Origin of the sequence: Lysinibacillus sp. FSL K6-1151, from assembly GCF_038630755.1 — a bacterium.
Classification (GTDB): Bacteria; Bacillota; Bacilli; order Bacillales_A; family Planococcaceae; genus Lysinibacillus; species Lysinibacillus fusiformis_D.
In genome coordinates this window covers 2,405,884-2,422,227 of the sequence record NZ_CP152040.1, presented here as the reverse complement: position 1 = coordinate 2,422,227, position 16,344 = coordinate 2,405,884, and the positions used below count along the sequence as shown (strand labels likewise).

The 16,344-nt window shown below is 35.8% G+C and carries 15 protein-coding genes and 1 other annotated feature; of the genes, 9 read left to right on the top strand and 6 right to left on the bottom strand.

Features of this window, described 5'->3' with window-relative positions:
- The first annotated feature begins 1 nt into the window (after nucleotide 1).
- Entirely contained in the window at nucleotides 2-1,489 is a 1,488-nt protein-coding gene (locus MHI04_RS11750; protein WP_036126203.1) for a sodium:solute symporter, read from the top strand.
- 184 nt (nucleotides 1,490-1,673) lie between these two features.
- Here the strand turns inward: MHI04_RS11750 and MHI04_RS11745 are convergent, their stop codons facing one another.
- The 3 genes from MHI04_RS11745 to MHI04_RS11735 form a co-directional block, all read right to left on the bottom strand.
- Nucleotides 1,674-2,585, bottom strand: coding sequence for a DNA-3-methyladenine glycosylase (locus MHI04_RS11745; RefSeq protein ID WP_342534853.1), 912 nt, complete (start codon nucleotides 2,583-2,585; stop codon nucleotides 1,674-1,676).
- A gap of 543 nt (nucleotides 2,586-3,128) precedes the next feature.
- Entirely contained in the window at nucleotides 3,129-3,662 is a 534-nt protein-coding gene (locus MHI04_RS11740; RefSeq protein ID WP_342534852.1) for a hypothetical protein, read from the bottom strand.
- 31 nt (nucleotides 3,663-3,693) lie between these two features.
- Nucleotides 3,694-4,359 carry a hypothetical protein gene (locus tag MHI04_RS11735; RefSeq protein ID WP_036126212.1) on the bottom strand — a complete coding sequence of 222 codons (666 nt, stop codon included), beginning with the start codon at nucleotides 4,357-4,359 and terminating at the stop codon, nucleotides 3,694-3,696.
- A gap of 430 nt (nucleotides 4,360-4,789) precedes the next feature.
- Here MHI04_RS11735 and MHI04_RS11730 point away from each other — a divergent pair, with 430 nt between their 5' ends.
- The 4 genes from MHI04_RS11730 (at nucleotide 4,790) to MHI04_RS11715 (ending at nucleotide 7,595) form a co-directional block, all read left to right on the top strand.
- Nucleotides 4,790-5,503 carry a 2OG-Fe(II) oxygenase gene (locus MHI04_RS11730; RefSeq protein ID WP_036126214.1) on the top strand — a complete coding sequence of 238 codons (714 nt, stop codon included), beginning with the start codon at nucleotides 4,790-4,792 and terminating at the stop codon, nucleotides 5,501-5,503.
- Nucleotides 5,504-5,591: 88 nt separating this feature from the next.
- Nucleotides 5,592-6,230, top strand: coding sequence for a bifunctional transcriptional activator/DNA repair enzyme AdaA (locus MHI04_RS11725; protein ID WP_271913498.1), 639 nt, complete (start codon nucleotides 5,592-5,594; stop codon nucleotides 6,228-6,230).
- Complete coding sequence (gene adaB, locus MHI04_RS11720) at nucleotides 6,214-6,747, top strand: methylated-DNA--[protein]-cysteine S-methyltransferase (protein WP_036126218.1); 534 nt, start codon at nucleotides 6,214-6,216, stop codon at nucleotides 6,745-6,747. Before MHI04_RS11725 ends, adaB begins: the two co-directional genes overlap by 17 nt.
- Nucleotides 6,748-6,776: 29 nt before the next feature.
- Nucleotides 6,777-7,595, top strand: coding sequence for a radical SAM protein (locus tag MHI04_RS11715; RefSeq protein ID WP_342534851.1), 819 nt, complete (start codon nucleotides 6,777-6,779; stop codon nucleotides 7,593-7,595).
- A 261-nt stretch (nucleotides 7,596-7,856) separates the two neighbouring features.
- Here MHI04_RS11715 and MHI04_RS11710 read toward each other — a convergent pair whose 3' ends face one another.
- Together MHI04_RS11710 and MHI04_RS11705 are read right to left on the bottom strand one after the other, a co-directional pair.
- Nucleotides 7,857-8,093, bottom strand: coding sequence for a ferredoxin family protein (locus MHI04_RS11710; protein ID WP_036126223.1), 237 nt, complete (start codon nucleotides 8,091-8,093; stop codon nucleotides 7,857-7,859).
- On the bottom strand, nucleotides 8,093-8,614 hold the full coding sequence (locus tag MHI04_RS11705) for a YwhD family protein (RefSeq protein ID WP_342534850.1): 522 nt from the start codon (nucleotides 8,612-8,614) through the stop codon (nucleotides 8,093-8,095). The genes MHI04_RS11710 and MHI04_RS11705 overlap by 1 nt, the downstream gene beginning before the upstream one ends.
- Nucleotides 8,615-9,188: 574 nt before the next feature.
- On the opposite strand from MHI04_RS11705, the gene MHI04_RS11700 reads away from it, so the two are divergent.
- The 3 genes from MHI04_RS11700 to MHI04_RS11690 all read left to right on the top strand — a co-directional run bounded on the left by MHI04_RS11700 (nucleotide 9,189) and on the right by MHI04_RS11690 (nucleotide 12,991).
- A complete protein-coding gene (locus tag MHI04_RS11700; protein ID WP_036126227.1) occupies nucleotides 9,189-11,270 on the top strand; it encodes a serine hydrolase domain-containing protein in 2,082 nt (693 codons plus the stop codon).
- Nucleotides 11,271-11,655: 385 nt separating this feature from the next.
- Nucleotides 11,656-12,006, top strand: coding sequence for a PadR family transcriptional regulator (locus tag MHI04_RS11695; protein ID WP_036126229.1), 351 nt, complete (start codon nucleotides 11,656-11,658; stop codon nucleotides 12,004-12,006).
- The gene (locus MHI04_RS11690; protein ID WP_342534849.1) at nucleotides 11,993-12,991 is read left to right on the top strand and encodes a hypothetical protein; all 999 of its coding nucleotides are present in this window, start codon (nucleotides 11,993-11,995) and stop codon (nucleotides 12,989-12,991) included. The genes MHI04_RS11695 and MHI04_RS11690 overlap by 14 nt, the downstream gene beginning before the upstream one ends.
- Before the next feature lie 908 nt (nucleotides 12,992-13,899).
- Here MHI04_RS11690 and MHI04_RS11685 read toward each other — a convergent pair.
- On the bottom strand, nucleotides 13,900-14,175 hold the full coding sequence (locus tag MHI04_RS11685; protein ID WP_058843557.1) for a YqhV family protein: 276 nt from the start codon (nucleotides 14,173-14,175) through the stop codon (nucleotides 13,900-13,902).
- Nucleotides 14,176-14,387: 212 nt separating this feature from the next.
- Nucleotides 14,388-14,639, top strand: a binding site (T-box leader).
- A gap of 78 nt (nucleotides 14,640-14,717) precedes the next feature.
- Here MHI04_RS11685 and MHI04_RS11680 point away from each other — a divergent pair.
- The gene (locus tag MHI04_RS11680) at nucleotides 14,718-16,079 is read left to right on the top strand and encodes an amino acid permease (protein WP_058843558.1); all 1,362 of its coding nucleotides are present in this window, start codon (nucleotides 14,718-14,720) and stop codon (nucleotides 16,077-16,079) included.
- Nucleotides 16,080-16,344: the final 265 nt, after the last annotated feature.

Sequence of the window (16,344 nt, the reverse complement as noted above, 5' to 3'; positions counted from 1 at the left end):
CATGACAATATCTATTGGTATTATTGCTGTGTTTTTAGGAATTGCATTAATTTTAGGCATTATGGCGAGTAGAGGGAAGGATATGAGTCTAGAGCAATGGAGTGTTGGCGGTCGAGGTTTTGGCTCTATTTTCATTTTCTTGCTAATGGCCGGAGAAATTTATACTACAAGTGCATTTTTAGGGATAAGTGGTTGGATGTATGGAAAAGGTGGAGCAGCATTCTACAACATCATGATGCTGAACTATGTCATTGCTTACTGGTTAACGCCAAAAATATGGAGCTATGGAAAGAAACATAATTTACTTTCTCAATCTGATTTTTTTGAGAAGGCATATAAAAGTAAAGCGCTTGGAATGGTTGTAGCAATAGTCGGTTTGGCGGCTTTAATTCCTTATTTAATCATTCAATTGAAAGGTCTTGGCATTATTGTTTCTGAAGCTTCTTATGGAGCCATTGACTCCAAAATCACGATTTGGATTGGAACCATTGCGATGATTGTCTATGTTATGGTTTCAGGTATTCATGGCTCAGCTTGGACAGCAGTCATTAAAGACTTCCTTATACTTGGTGTTGTTTTATTTCTAGGAATCTACTTACCATTTCATTATTATGGTGGTATTCAACCAATGTGGGAAGCTATTGAAGCCACAAATCCAGGGTTCTTAACGCTTCCAGACTCAGGTTTAAGTGCGTCTTGGTATGTTTCAACAATGATGCTGACATCATTAGGATTTTATATGTGGCCCCACACCTTTGTTGCTACTTTTTCAGCTAAAAGTGGAAATGCCCTAAGAAGAAATGCGATTATTCTACCTATCTATGCATTATTTATATTATTTGTCCTATTTACCGGAGCAGCAGCTATTCTACAAGTCCCGAATTTATCGGGAGGCGATGTTGATTTAGCATTATTCAAAATTTCCACACAAACGTTTAGCCCAGTAATAGTAGGCTTTATTGGAGCAGCAGGGCTGTTAACGGCAATTGTTCCAGGCTCATTAATTTTGATGTCTGCAGCTACACTTTTTGCAAAAAATATAATAAAGCCGTTTCGTCCTCAAATTACGGATCGACAAATTGGTATTATTGCTCGTTATACGGTTCCATTGGTTGCCCTAATTGCCCTTTATTTTACTTTTAGTGGTGGTGGTGCTATAACTCTATTATTCTTAATGGGATATGGATTAGTTACACAATTTGCACCTGCTGTTGTTTGTAGTTTCATGAAAAAAAATCCACTGTCGTTACAAGGTGTGTTCGCTGGGATAATTGTTGGCGTTATGATTGTAGGTTGGCAAGCCGCTACAGGCGCAAATCTAAGTACCCTTTTCCCGAATTGGCCAACATTTATACAAGATATCAACATTGGGTTCCTTGCATTAGGCGTTAATATTGTAGTGAGTTTAGCAGTTAGTGCATTTACAAGAAAACTTTTCATAAAGCATGATGGGGCTTCCAACGAGGAAATCGTGGAGAGTTTACCATAGTAACACATTGATATTATTGATGAATTGTAGGATAGATTTACATTTATAATAGAGCCTGTAATTATATGAAAGATAATAGAGCCTGTGATTATATGAAAGCTCGCAAAGAATAGTTGAAAAGAGCATGTTTTGATTCATTTGTTTCAAAGCATGCTCTTTATAATTGTTCTCATCTTAAACTTATTCAGTAAAGGACACGCCATAAATAAAAGGTAGCGTAGGATTCCCAGTTTTTCCACGGTATCGATAATTCCATGATTTCATCTTTTGTCGGCTTTCGATTCATATTTTGTAATAGTTTTATCGAATTAATAAGTCCTACATCATCGATTGGAAAGGCTGTTTGGAACCTGAGGCAGCGCATTAAAACATAATTGGCTGTCCAAGGGCCGATTCCTCGTATTTTCATTAAGCTTTTTTCAGCATCTTTAAAGTCCATTTCCATTAATTTTTCCCTCGATAATTCTCCACCTGCCATTAATTTCGCAATGCCAATGATATATTCACTTTTTTTCACCGTCATTTTAATATTTGCTAGGCCAGCAGGGGTTAATTGTGCAATTCGTTCGTATGAAGGGAACACCCAATATTTTTTACCATTCCATTCAATGAAATCGCCAAATTTTTCTACAAATTGCCTCTTTAAGGTGTACGCGAAGGCTAAGTTAATTTGTTGGCCTAAAACTCCCCAGCATAAAGCTTCAAATAAGTCGGGAATGCCGATTACTCGTAATCCATAAAATTTTTGGACAGGTATTTTAAGTAATGGGTCTGCTTTTGCCATTTCATAAAATGACGTTAAATCATTATCGAGATCAAACCATTCATGAATATATGTTACAATTTCTTGCCGCTTCCACTTTTCAATAGGTTTAGAATCATTTAGGAATTGAATCACCATTTGTTTATTATTGATTATGCTTATTTGTACTAAGGATTGAATTTTCCCAATTGTTATAACTTTTGTCATAATATTGTTCTCTATTTCGTACATGCATTCATTTTTTTCCCTTGTTAAATAACCTAGGTTAGCATTCATGTCGAAAATTGTAGGTAATGTAATAACAATATCATCATTGACTTCATACCATGTCACTTTTCATTCTCCTCGTCCTATTAAGAGTAATTTTACTTTATCACATCATAGCCCTTACTAATTTTGTTATCTTGCTCTTATATTCTTAACTCCTTATTTTTTTCTATTTATTTATCAGGTTATAGTGTTAATATGACGAGATATCGATATGGGGAAAGGTACCAACCATCTATCAAATGGTTTATAAATGAATGTGACAGTATTTTTCGGAAGATGCACTTTTCAATAGCGAAAAAAGTTACGAACCCTAGCGTGGATATTCATGTTGAAAGTAAAAAATTATGAATAAAGGGGTTTATGATCTACATTTGTTGACTTCTCGATTTCTCTTTCTTTGCTGCTTAAATTTTCCCATAGAAAAACAGCACCTCCAATTGTTAGTATGTGTCTAACAATCGGGACGCAGCACCAACCAGCTTCAGGTTCCTTAATCTCTTTTTATTGTATCTTAGACATGGATATTATAAGACCAATTCTTTATATTCCTCGTATATTTATATAGAATGCAGATATTGGATGTCACCATGATTTTGAATACATTTTCTATTTAAGTGAATCAATCGTTTTAAAAATTCTTGAATACAACTCTTGTATGTTCGAATTGTTCTCTTTATGATCGATAAGCTCATACCTCCAAGTTTCATACTTGATTTCTTTATCAGTTGAGGTATTTAAATAACCAGTTGCATAACTCAAGGGTTGGATGTCAATAAATGTATCATAATCCACTCCCTCATTGACAAAAGGAATGTGAGCCTTAGTTGATTGCATAAAGAACGTCGGAATTTCTAATTCATTATAAACAGTAACGTATTGGTCATCATCTGCTTCTGAAAGAAATTCTTTAGTTATAATTACAGCGTCTAAGTCGTGTGAAATTTTTTGTGTGTTTCCTTTCAAATCATCAAAAGTTATTTTTTCAAAGACAACTTTTTCCTCACTAAAATCAGGAAATGGACCGATAATCCCGACTTTTAAATCATTCCCATTATACATTTGGTTATTTGATATGTTAGTATCACAGCCGACTATTATCAAAAGAGTAGCTAGCGTAATAATAGAAAGTATTTTTTTCATGGACCAGCCTCCGATAATGGTGAAAAATGGGTTAATAACCTAAAACATCACGTTTTGTTAGACCTGTTGTTAATGATGCATAAAAACTACTTGAAGAAGCAACAGAGTAGGATGCAGTGAAAATGTTTCCAACTCCTATTGTACCAGTATGAGTGGTTGAAGTTGAATTATAAAAATTTCCATTGATTAGGAATAAGAAATGTCCATTATGAAGTTCCACTTTGATTGTGCCTGAAAAAGAGATTGGATTAGCTACAAATTCTTGTAAAAGCGGTGCTTGGTTTGTATTAATATATTTTGGTGTGCCGCCTGAGCTACATATCTGTACATATACTTGTAAGAGGGGTCTGTAAGTTTTTCCGAAAATCGGGATTTCCGTATTTGTTCCAAACCATGAACAGGACTCTGCCTTTGGAGAAAAGGTATCAAGTTTGTTATATTCAGCTAATTTAGAGTAAGCTTCTTGAATTGTAACGCTTTTTATTTTTGCATATTGCTCAGCTACCTGTTGGTCTGATAATTCAACAGTAAACTCTTTATTTGAGTTAAGTAGGTCTTCCAATTCCTTTGAGTTAAGTGTTGTTCCATCTATTATCTCTAATGTTTTACTATCAACCCTTTCCGTAGCTTTTACTTCAGAACCAAAGAAAGATAAAAACAAAACGAATCCTAGAAAATAAATCAATGTTTTTCTCAAAAAAATCCCTCCATTTTTTGATGATTAATCTATTCAACCTAAATATATATATAATAGAAAATACTGTCAATACATCTCTTGCTTATTGAAGAAGAGTGCATAAAGATATCTATGCTTTTCCGTATTTTTTAAAGAAGAGATTCAGTGATGTTTTATTATTTATTACGCTTACCTATACTAAGGTCCAAATTTCCCCATTGGCTATAGCTTTTGTCATGATATCTTTCTCTATTTCATATATGCATTCAATTTCCCCCTTGTTAGATCGCCTAGGTTTGCAATCATATCGAAAATTGTAGGTAATGTAATAACAATCACACCATAGCCCTTACTAATTTTGATATCTTGCTCTTACATTCTCAACTCCTTATTTTTTTCTATTTATGAGGTTATAGTGTTAGTTATCAGGAATGTAAAGGAGGGTATAAAAATGGTCCAACATATAAAAACACGTGTTGAGAGCTTAGATTGGGAGACCATTCAACATGAATTAGATGAGCAAGGATTTGCAAAGCTTCCTGTGATTTTAACAAAGGAGGAGTGTGAATTCTTCATAGACATGTATGGTGTGGAAGAGTCATACAGAACGACAATCAATATGACGAGATATCGCTTTGGGAATGGGGAGTACAAATATTTTTCTTATCCATTACCTGACATCATCCAACATTTAAGAGAGGCTTTTTATTTGGCATTAGCAAAAACAGCTAATCGGTGGCTGAGCTATTTAAAGAAGACAGAACAGTATCCAGAACAACTTCAAGATTTTTTGAACACCTGTGAAGAGTATAATCAAACGAGACCAACACCTTTACTATTAAAGTATGAAACAGGCGGATTTAATTGTTTACATCAAGATTTATATGGTGATATATTTTTCCCGTTTCAAGTAGTATTTTTATTAAATCAACGAGATCAAGACTTTTGTGGTGGTGAATCTCTATTAGTGGAACAAATTCCGCGTGCTCAGAGTAGAGGGCATGTCATTACTTTAGAACAAGGCAGTGCGCTAATCTTTCCTACTCACCATCGACCTGTTTTAGGTAAAAAAGGATATTACAAAAATACGGTTCGTCACGGAGTAAGCACAGTTACTGCTGGAGAACGCTACGGACTTGGAATCATTTTTCACGATTCTAAGTAAAAATTAAACTTCAATATCTTGCTATTCTATTCCTAGAATTGTCCATTCTGAATTTATAGAGAGTATATTGTAAGGAGAGGTGAGATAAATGTCGGATAGTATCGATAACGGACATCGAGAGAGCCATCATCCTAGAATGATAAATGAAGTAGAAATGATAACAGAGGAAAAGTGGCAAGCCATTATAAATAATGATGCAGCGTACAATAACCAATTTTTCTACGCTGTAAGGTCGACAGGGATATTTTGTAAACCATCCTGTAAATCTCGCGTTCCGAAAAAAGAAAATGTATGCATTTTTTCAAACGCAGAACAAGCCCTCCAAGCAAATTTTCGCCCTTGTAAACGTTGCAAGCCCACTAATGAAAATCTGCCTGATAGCGAGTGGGTGGATGTAATTACGGAATACATTGATAAAAATTTCACAGAAAAATTAACGCTAGAATCGTTAGCAAATATTTGTCATGGAAGTCCGTATCATATGCATCGAACATTTAAAAAGATCAAAGGCATGACGCCAGTTGAATATATACAGGAAGTTAGAGTACACGTAGCTAAAAAGTATTTGATTCAGTCAAATAAAGCGATTGGAGATATTGCTTTATGTGTGGGGATGGCTAATACGCCTTATTTTATTACTTTATTTAAAAAGAAAACGGGACAGACGCCAGCACAATTTCGTCAAATGAGTAAAGTGGAGGAGAAGTATAATGGAAACAAAGAATAATTCAAGTCTATATTGGTCTTTACTAAAGTTCAAGGATTGGCAATTATATATTGCGTCAACTTCAAAGGGGCTTGTCTTTGTAGGTTCACAGAACAAACCATTCGAGGAATTAGTCGAATGGACAAAAAAACGCTTTCCAGGAAGTACTCTTGTGGAAGATGATGAAATGCTTGCACCTTATGTTGTTGAAATTACTCAGTATCTAGAAGGAAAACGGAAAACCTTTACTGTTCCATTTGAGTACGTAGGTACGCCATTTCAGCAAGCCGTCTGGGATGCACTTTGTGAAATTCCTTATGGGCAGACGAAATCCTATTCCGATATTGCCAATGCTATAAATAAACCAGCTGCTGTTCGTGCTGTAGGAGCGGCTATTGGGGCTAATCCAGTATTACTTACGGTACCGTGCCATCGCGTAACAGGGAAGAATGGCTCTTTAACTGGCTATCGGGGTGGATTAGAAATGAAGACATTGCTCCTGGATCTTGAAAAGCGAGCTTCATCAAATAATGAATAATTATTGCCGTACAATGAATGGGGGCCATTATGAAACATGAAATATTCTATAAAAATCCGAAAACCATTCTAAATAAAGGAACTGGCTTTCTGTCTGGCTATACGCATTCACTAAATCCCTATACAGGCTGTTCATTTGGCTGTTCCTATTGTTATGTTCGCGAAATGCCTGTATCTCTTTTCAGGGAAGGTGAGTGGGGGCATTGGGTCGATGTTAAAAACGGAGCTGCGCATGTATTACAAAAGGAACTCCATCGGGCCAAAGCAAAAGGGAATGTAACCATTTTTATGTCATCAAGTACAGATCCGTATCAACCAATAGAACATAAGGAAAAAGTGACGCGATCTTTACTTGAAGTTATGGTAGAGAATCCTCCTGACTTCCTATTAGTACAGACTAGAAGCCCACTTGTAAGTCGAGATATCGATTTACTGCAACTTTTAAAAGATAAAGTGCGGGTAAGTATGACCATAGAGACGGATAGGGAAGATATTCACAAGCATTTTACGCCCTATGCTCCACCTATTTCAGCAAGGCTTAAAACACTCCAACAGCTTGCTGAATTTGGTATTCCTGCACAGGTTGCCATCGCCCCCTTACTACCAAGTACTGAGCGATTTGCAGAAATATTGCGTCCCTTGGTTAACCGATTATGTATTGACGATTATTTTATGGGGGACGGACGCGGTGGTAAACGCACACACAAGATGGGCTTACAGGCGCTATATAGAAAACTGGAAATGGAAGAATGGTATCATCCATCCGTCTATCAAATGGTTTATAAACGAATGAGGCAGTATTTTTCGGAAGAAGAACTTTTCATTAGCCAGAAGGGTTTTGAACCCTAGCGTTAAGATGGGTAAAAGGAAACCAGCATTTTTAAATATTTTTCCTTATTGTTGTACCTAATAATTCATTCATGCGAACGACTATTAGTTTGCAGGTATTGTAAATAGCCATATAAAAAAGTCGATTTCTTATTGTCTAGGAATCCGACTTTTTTTAGATAGGAAATTGCTTAGCATAATATTATAAAGGTGAAAAAAGTCTGGAGGGTGTTTTGGGCAAACGGCACTATTATGATATGAAGTATAAAATCCTAATCCATTTTAGTTTCGAAAATGATTGAGAGCTAGCAGGGTTGCTGAATCATATTCAGCAGGCAATTCATCTTCAAAAAAAATAGCTTCTACTGGACAAACTAATTCACAAGCTCCACAATCAATACAAATATCAGGATTAATTACATATTGGGTATCTGTCATAACAATGCAATTTACTGGACAGACATCCAAACAGACAGCCGCTTTTTCATCTCTACATAATTCTGTAATTACAAATGCCATTATAAATCCTCCCATCCAGACAATTGTTGTTTTAATTCTTCAGGTGAGTATTTCCAATACTCTTCATTAAATTCAGATAAAAACTGATAAAGTAGTTTTTTTGAATTACTATCTACATGTTTCAAGAGAACTTTCCCTTTAAGTGCCTTATCTAAATAATTTACTTGTTCTGGCAAAGATTTATAGCCAAGTTTAATACGTCGTACTTCTTTTGATACCCGTACTTCACTTGCAGTACATCCCGCATAATAAGGACCATTTTGAGAAATTTGAATAGCTACCCAAACTATCCAATAACGATAATAATCGTCACTAGCATGAGCTAAATCAGAGGAAAAACGAACTTTTTTCTCGATTATACTTCGTCCATGTAAGGCTTCTAAATCTATAAACACCTGTTCTTTTTCACAATCTATAATAATCGACGTTACATTATTTAAATCAAGGGTTCCTACTCCGTAACCGCCATCTCCGTCTGTTGAATCGTTACTTAAAATTGTAAAATGCATTTTCTTTTTCATAGAAATCACCTCGACACACTTTTATATCCCTTCATTAATAAATGTTTAATACAATGCCCCAATTTAGCAACATCAATGATTGACAGATAAATTTAGTCAACGGTCTGAATATTTGCATAAAGCTAAAACGACATGAAAAAATCATTGGACTTTAATTTATACAGATTGATAATTTTTCTGATGCCAATAGAACAAACGCATTACGTATAGTTTTGTACAAATAAATGTACTTGAACGTTTTAGTAGTATTTTTTATCTATACGTAATGGTTGTCTAGGATTTTTCCTAATACTTTTATAGTTAAAAAGTATAAATAAAATATACAATTTATCTCATTACTTGTCTTCAGACTAACGTCTGAAATGTTATGTACTGGTAAATTAACTATAATACAGTTATTCATCCTTTAATAAATGAAAGGCAGTTGCTATAAATTTTCCCTTTTGTTTACTTTATTTTTCCTAAATTTGGTTTTATTGAAGTATACTGCTAATAAGGACAACAAAGAGAACTCTTTGGTCCAAATAACCGTAAGCGATGAAATCAATTGCTTATCTAAGGAGGAAATTCTGTTATGAAAAGTAAACTATCTGGGGTATTAGCTGCTACATTAGCGCTAACGATGTTCCTGCCAACAGGGGCAATGGCGTTTTCTAACAATAAGACTACAGTTGTAGCTAATCAAGTTGTAGCTAATCAAAAACTGGAGAAGATTGCAGCAGAGAAGGCTACGCTACTCACGGAATCCTATGGGACGGCTAGCGTGCAATATGCGTTAATTGATAATGGCAAGCTAATTTTGTCGGGACAGAAAGGCAAGGACAATTTAAAAGGGGAACAGTCTCTAACCAAAGATACCCAATATGGAATTGGATCGGTCAGTAAAGTGTATACAGCAGCGGCTATGATGAAATTGGTCGATGAAGGAAAAGTCGATTTAGATACTCCTGTTGTTAACTATCTTCCTGATTTTAAGATGAAGGATGAACGATACAAACGCATTACACCGCGTATGCTGTTGAACCATTCCTCCGGCTTACAAGGAACTGTGTATAGTAATGCAATTTTATTTAAAGATAATGATACCTATGTCCATGATACCTTGTTACAGCAGTTGTCAAACCAGAGCTTAAAGGCAGACCCTGGCGCGTTCTCAGTATACTGTAATGACGGCTATACGCTGGCCGAGATTTTGGTGGAAAGAGTTAGCGGTATGAGCTTCACCGAATTTCTTCATCAACGTTTTACAGAGCCCCTAGAGCTCAATAATACGAAAACATCGCAGGATAAATGGGCAGACGATAAACGGGCTGAACTTTATTTTCCATCCTATCAAGGGCAACTTCCTATTGAATCAGTGAATTTGATTGGTTCGGGAGGGATTTCTTCGACAGCAGAAGATATGGTAAGGTTCTCACAATTGTTTATGGGACTGGGAAAAGAGATTCTCTCTGAGAAGGCAGTCAAGGCTATGGAGCAAGAGGAATATAAAAAAGGAATGTGGCCAGAGGATGGAGATAATATTTTCAACTATGGTCTTGGATGGGATAGTGTGAAACTATATCCATTTAGTGAATATGGGATAAAGGGTTTGGCTAAGGGCGGTGACACAATATTACAACATGCGACACTGGTCGTTCTACCAGAACAGAAGATGGCCGCTGCTGTGGTGTCATCCAGCGGTAGTAGTGTTACAAATCAACTGATGGCGACTGACTTACTGCTTGCTGCACTTAAAGAGAAGGGCACAATTAAGGATATTAAGCCAAACAAATCCTTTGGCAAGCCAGTAACGACTCAGATGCCTCAAGATTTAGTAGAGAAAGCAGGCTTTTACGGGAATAGTTTCAGTCATTTCAAACTTGAAATTATGAAGAACGGAAAACTGTTCTTATCCCTTAATCCCGAAGAAAAGTATGTATATACTGCGGACGGAAGCTTTATTAATGAGGAGGGTACATCCAAGCTCAACTTTGTCACTGAGAAGAACGGACGTACTTATTTAAAAGAGAGCACCTATCAAACAGCACCAGGTTTTGGGCAAGTTGCGATGACTCAATATTTAGCTGAGAAGCTTGAAGACAATGTACTATCGAAGGAGACTGCTGCTGCATGGAAGAAACGGGAGGGCGTGAAGTTCTATCTTGTGAACGAAAAATATAGTTCTGCTCAATATCTCGTACCAATGCTGCTTACCAAACAAATTAATCGTCAGGAAGACCTAGCGGGCTATTGGGAGGGCAGAAAAATTATAGGTCCAAACATGTCGGCGCATCAGCTTCAAATCCCAGTGATGAATGGCCGTGATATGACAGAGACTCGTTTCTATACGGAAGGCGGGAATGAATATATGGAAATGTCCGGATTTTTATACGTAAGTGGAACTAACGTAAAACCGCTTTATACAGGGCAGTCATCCAAAGTAACTTTGCAAGCAAAAGGACATGCGAAATGGTTTACGATCCCACAAGCGATAGCTGGGAAAACAATGAACGTGGAATTGTCATCGAACAGTTCGTTTGCGGTTTATGATGAGAAGGGCGTATGCGTGAATTTTACCGTTGTAAGCGGCAATAACAAAGTAAAGCTACCGAAGAATGGAACGGTTGTATTTGCTGGTGCGCCGAACTCGGAGTTTGCTATCACACTGAACTAACTATGGACTTCCACAAAAATGTTTAATATTGACTAGATGAAGCCAGGACGATCCGAATCACGTATGCTATTTATCTATCATTTCTATAATTTTATATAAGGACTGATCATTTTAAACTAAGCTCGACTATCTTATGCAACAGTTCGGCAAGTTTTGTGTAGCAGTCAAAGCCCAATTTCTCTCCTACAATTCAGAGAAATTGGGCTTTTTTAGTTTTCTTAACAAAGAATATAAACATTGTTTTTATGCACTCTTTTAAATCATTTTCATGTTATTTCTTACAAGGGTATTTGAATTTGCTTGTTGTTGTAACAATAATAGTGTACGATACATAGTATAAGTTATACAGTGTATGTCATATAGTAAGTGGAATTGAGGTGAGTGAATGAGTACGTTACTGAATTCATTAACGACAGAACTTAGGAGAGGAACGCTGACATTAGCCGTTTTAAGTCAATTACGAACACCCCAGTATGGGTATTCACTTGTTCAATTATTAGAGGAAGCGGGCATTAACATCGATCAAAGTACCTTATATCCATTGCTTCGCCGTTTAGAAAAACAAGAGTTAGTGACGAGCAGCTGGGATACATCAGAGAGTAGACCGCGTAAGTATTATGTATTAAGTGACTATGGATTAGAGGTATTTTTGCAATTAAAAAGAGAATGGATTAACAATTCAAAAGAACTTTATGAGTTATTACAAGGAGATGATGATCAAGATGAATCTGACTGAGATTTATATTCAAGAGGTCACTCGGAGGCTGCCTGAAAAAAATCGTGAGGATATCGCACTTGAGTTACGATCAACCATTGAGGATATGCTACCTGACGATTACAGTGAGGATGATGTAAAGGATGTACTTGAAAAATTAGGGAACCCAGCAGCATTAGCGAGTGGTTATCGAGATCAACCAATGCATTTAATTGGTCCACGCTATTTTGATGTATATTTATCGTTATTAAAAATGATTGTCCCAATTGCCGCTGTCATTGCGTTAATTTCGATTATTGCCGAATACTTTATTGGTTTTGGTGGGGAAGAAGTGATTATTAATGCCGTCCTCACGATTATGGGTGAAGGAATATGGAGAATCATCGAAGTAGGAATACATGTCTTTTTCTGGCTAACACTCGTATTCGTCATTATTGAACGAACAGATAAAGGAAAAGATCAGCATCCGTTGTCAGCAAACCTAACAAAATGGACCCCTGAAGATTTGAAAAACATTATTTATATTCCAAAGAAAAAAGCGATTACGAAGCTTGAAGTATTTGGCTATTTAATGTGGACGGCGATTTGGGCAACTCTTTATTTTTATGCAAATCACCTTGTAGGTATATATGAAGGCGGTGGTGATGGCCTCAACTTCGTAACACCCGCTTTCAATCAGGATGTTTTACTTCGTTATTGGCCAATTGTTATCGCTGTCATCGCTCTCGAAATTGGGTTAGCTCTCTACAAATTATTGAAAGGACAATGGACGAAAAAAATGGCAATCTTTAATACTATTGTTGAACTATTCGCAACCATTGTATTCATTGTTATCTTAAGCAATCCAAATTTAATGAACCAAGAATTTATAACGTACATGAGTAAATTATTTACCATAACAACTAAGCAATTGGAAATATGGATAGTCGTCGGCGTCATCATCGTATTCATTTTATCTGCAACACTCAGTATCTTCGATGGATTCCGTAAGGCTCGAATCCGTTAATTCATAGTTGTTTATAAAAGAGTAGTACATGAGCAATTTGTAAGGATTGTTAAATATTTTGTCCAAAACTATTTATCTTAACAATGGACTAATAGTTTTGGGCTTTTTTATTTAAAGACAATAAGTCTTGGACAAATTGTCTTTGGAGTGGAAATTTAATCCTTAGATTCTATATTCTTATATGGTGGTAACGTAATAAACATTTGTTACTTCTAAAATTACTTCTGCAATATACGGAATCAAAAAAAATAGGGGTATAGAAAATCAAATTTCATCATTTTTTAGAGCTGAGGCAAGCGTTGTTTGGTAATGAAGTAAAGTATAATAGGCACGATTAGCGAAGCTGATGCAGCAAAGAAGAGAAGCGCTAGAAGAGTTGTGTATAAAGGTAATAGTCAGACAAAAGTTCAATTTACTGGCAATCGATAATTTAAGGGGTTTTTGGAACTAGGCAAGGCAGAGTACAACTGACAAAAACAAAGATAGAAGAACTTATTTATCAACATGGGTAGAGGTCAAGAAATATTGTTGATCGATGTTAAGCCGAAAGAAATTGCTTTATAGATGCATTCTTTATTCAAGTAGAAAACTGCCTGATGCAGTGTAATGTTACTAAACAATCTGACAATAGAAATTAGAAAAGGGTCACTGAGTTACGGTGACCCTGAATGAGGGAGGTTGTGGCGGTCAACCAACGCCACAACCGAATAAGTGCGTGCGATACACTTAATATAAATTTGTGCAGGTAGTGGTTACTTATACATAAAAAAAAAACGCAGCGTCGTCACACGCTACAGCAAACTAAATAATCTAAAAGATATTGTTTAAAAAGGGCGAAAAGGTATGCCTCATAAATGTGATGTTTGTAAGAAAGAGTTTAATTAGCATTAGAACGCGGAATGACTATATTACTTAATATGTGAGCTAATAATAATAAGTGTTATTCCCGTAAATAAGCAAATGATTCTCGTCACAGGAATTTTATCAGCTAGTCCAAATAGTGCAATTGCTGTCGTTACGATTAAAGCTGTTGGACCAACCAATGCAAGCATTGTATTAATATAGAATGCTTTTTCTAAATTATTCAACTTTAGCATCAATAAGCCAGCACTTACTTCAATACTTCCAGACAATACACGTAAAATAACCATAGCAAGAACCGATTTTTCAATAATTGTCATCATCCTATCTTTATAGATAATTCTCGCATATATTATAAATCCTTCTTAGGATCATAATAGACTTCTGTTTTAATGAAATATTAAAATCAATATATGTATGATTCATATCAAATATTCTTGTTATATTATGCTTTATAGCTTTAATTGAAAAATTTTATTGACAAAATATTTTTTTTTGTGTAAAATGAAAAATAATTCAAAAATATTTGTATAGAACAAAGGCTATGAAAAGAAATAGTATCAATTATTTTTACGAACAGAAAGTTACCGGTTGATGAGAGGTGCATGTAAAACGATTGGGAATTCATCTTGGAGCTGCGTACCGAAAAGATTATTCTAAGTAGGCTACGTCGGTAAGCACCCGTAATCATGTGCGAGAGTATCGTCAAATGACCGTACTTCTTAAGGTAAGTAATGTGAATTGCTTATAAATTAAAGGTGGTAACACGAGTTGAATCGTCCTTTTGGTTAATCCAAAAGGGCGTTTTTTTATTCCTTTTTTGAGCAAGTATTTGAAAATCTAAACGTATTAGGAGTAAGACATTATGAAAGATAATCATCAAGATTCACAGCTAAAGCGCGGATTAAGTACTCGTCACATGCAATTAATTGCACTTGGTGGATCAATTGGGGTCGGTTTATTTTATGGCTCTAGTTCAACAATTCAAATGGCTGGACCATCTATTCTACTAGCTTATTTAATTGGTGGATTAGTTATTTTCACAATTATGCGTGCATTAGGAGAAATGGCAGTAGAGGAACCAGTATCAGGCTCGTTCAGCACGTACGCGAATAAATATTTAGGACGCTTTGCGGGGTTCTTATCCGGTTGGACGTATTGGTTCATGTGGATTGTCGTTGGCATGGCAGAATTAACAGTAGTCGGTGTATACATTAACTACTGGTTCCCTGATATTCCACAATGGGTAACTGCTCTTGTAGTCCTTGTTATTATGACGCTTGTAAACCTAGCAAATGTAAAAGCTTACGGAGAATTCGAATTCTGGTTTGCGATGATTAAAGTTGTTGCGATTATCGGTATGATCGTTCTAGGATTAGCCATTATTTTCTTCGGTGTTGGCAACCATGGTGAAGCAATTGGCTTCGATAATTTATGGGCACACGGTGGCTTCATGCCAAACGGTTTCCATGGTATTTTAATGTCACTAGTATTGGTTATGTTCTCATTTGGTGGGGTTGAATTAGTTGGTATTTCTGCAGGCGAAGCTAAAAATCCTAGCAAATCCATTCCTTCAGCTATTAACAATATCGTTTGGCGTATTTTAATTTTCTATATTGGTGCATTAGGCGTTATGATGGTTATTTATCCTTGGAATGAAGTTGGTTCAGAAGGTAGCCCGTTCGTTCAAATTTTCGATTATGTCGGCATCCCTGCTGCGGCTCACATTATTAACTTTGTTGTTATTACAGCAGCAATGTCTGCATTTAATAGTGGTTTATACGGTTCAGGGCGTATGCTACACAACTTATCGGTACAAAAAAATGGTCCGAAATATTTTAAAACAGTAAGCAAAAACGGTAGTCCGCATAGAGGAGTTTTATTTTCTTCAGCGGTATTATTAATGGCGGTTGTCTTAAACTATATAGTACCTGAAAAAGTGTTTATCTATATTTCTGCTGTTGCGACGGTTGCAGTCATTACAAGCTGGATGATTATTTTATTAGCACAATTGAGATTTAGAAAGTCAAAAACGAAAGAGGAAGTAGCTGAACTGAAATTCAAAATTCCGCTTTATCCACTTTCTACGTACATTGCCATTGCATTCTTATTAATGGTTATTGTGTTAATGGCGTTTATTCCAGATATGCGTGTTGCTCTATATGTCGCCCCAGTTTGGTTTTTAATTTTATTTATTGGATACAAAGTAATAAATATTAAAAAGTAGTTGAATCATTGCATTTAAATGATACTTCTTCAACGGAGACAGTCCTTTTGGTTTCCTTGATTGGTTACACCTATCTCAAGATTAATAATTTTTATCCACTAGTAAACGTTTAATAACAATATCAAATGAAAGTTTGGAAAGAAACCGAAATCCAAGAAATGCTGTTAAACTAACATTTCTTGGATTTTCCTTTGAATATTGTTTCTACAGCTTTTTATGCAAAGGGCTACGATAGTAATTATGCAGAGTGTGTTATCTGAATAAA

What these genes read in the sequence shown, in the direction of transcription:
- MHI04_RS11690 (WP_342534849.1), top strand. Translation starts at nt 11,993, where the DNA reads ATGAATCTGACTGAGATTTATATTCAAGAGGTCACTCGGAGGCTGCCT.
- adaB (WP_036126218.1), top strand. Translation starts at nt 6,214, where the DNA reads ATGGAAACAAAGAATAATTCAAGTCTATATTGGTCTTTACTAAAGTTC.
- MHI04_RS11730 (WP_036126214.1), top strand. Translation starts at nt 4,790, where the DNA reads ATGGTCCAACATATAAAAACACGTGTTGAGAGCTTAGATTGGGAGACC.
- MHI04_RS11700 (WP_036126227.1), top strand. Translation starts at nt 9,189, where the DNA reads ATGAAAAGTAAACTATCTGGGGTATTAGCTGCTACATTAGCGCTAACG.
- MHI04_RS11740 (WP_342534852.1), bottom strand. Translation starts at nt 3,662, where the DNA reads ATGAAAAAAATACTTTCTATTATTACGCTAGCTACTCTTTTGATAATA.
- MHI04_RS11750 (WP_036126203.1), top strand. Translation starts at nt 2, where the DNA reads ATGACAATATCTATTGGTATTATTGCTGTGTTTTTAGGAATTGCATTA.
- MHI04_RS11695 (WP_036126229.1), top strand. Translation starts at nt 11,656, where the DNA reads ATGAGTACGTTACTGAATTCATTAACGACAGAACTTAGGAGAGGAACG.
- MHI04_RS11680 (WP_058843558.1), top strand. Translation starts at nt 14,718, where the DNA reads ATGAAAGATAATCATCAAGATTCACAGCTAAAGCGCGGATTAAGTACT.
- MHI04_RS11705 (WP_342534850.1), bottom strand. Translation starts at nt 8,614, where the DNA reads ATGAAAAAGAAAATGCATTTTACAATTTTAAGTAACGATTCAACAGAC.
- MHI04_RS11715 (WP_342534851.1), top strand. Translation starts at nt 6,777, where the DNA reads ATGAAACATGAAATATTCTATAAAAATCCGAAAACCATTCTAAATAAA.
- MHI04_RS11710 (WP_036126223.1), bottom strand. Translation starts at nt 8,093, where the DNA reads ATGGCATTTGTAATTACAGAATTATGTAGAGATGAAAAAGCGGCTGTC.
- MHI04_RS11685 (WP_058843557.1), bottom strand. Translation starts at nt 14,175, where the DNA reads ATGATGACAATTATTGAAAAATCGGTTCTTGCTATGGTTATTTTACGT.
- MHI04_RS11725 (WP_271913498.1), top strand. Translation starts at nt 5,592, where the DNA reads ATGTCGGATAGTATCGATAACGGACATCGAGAGAGCCATCATCCTAGA.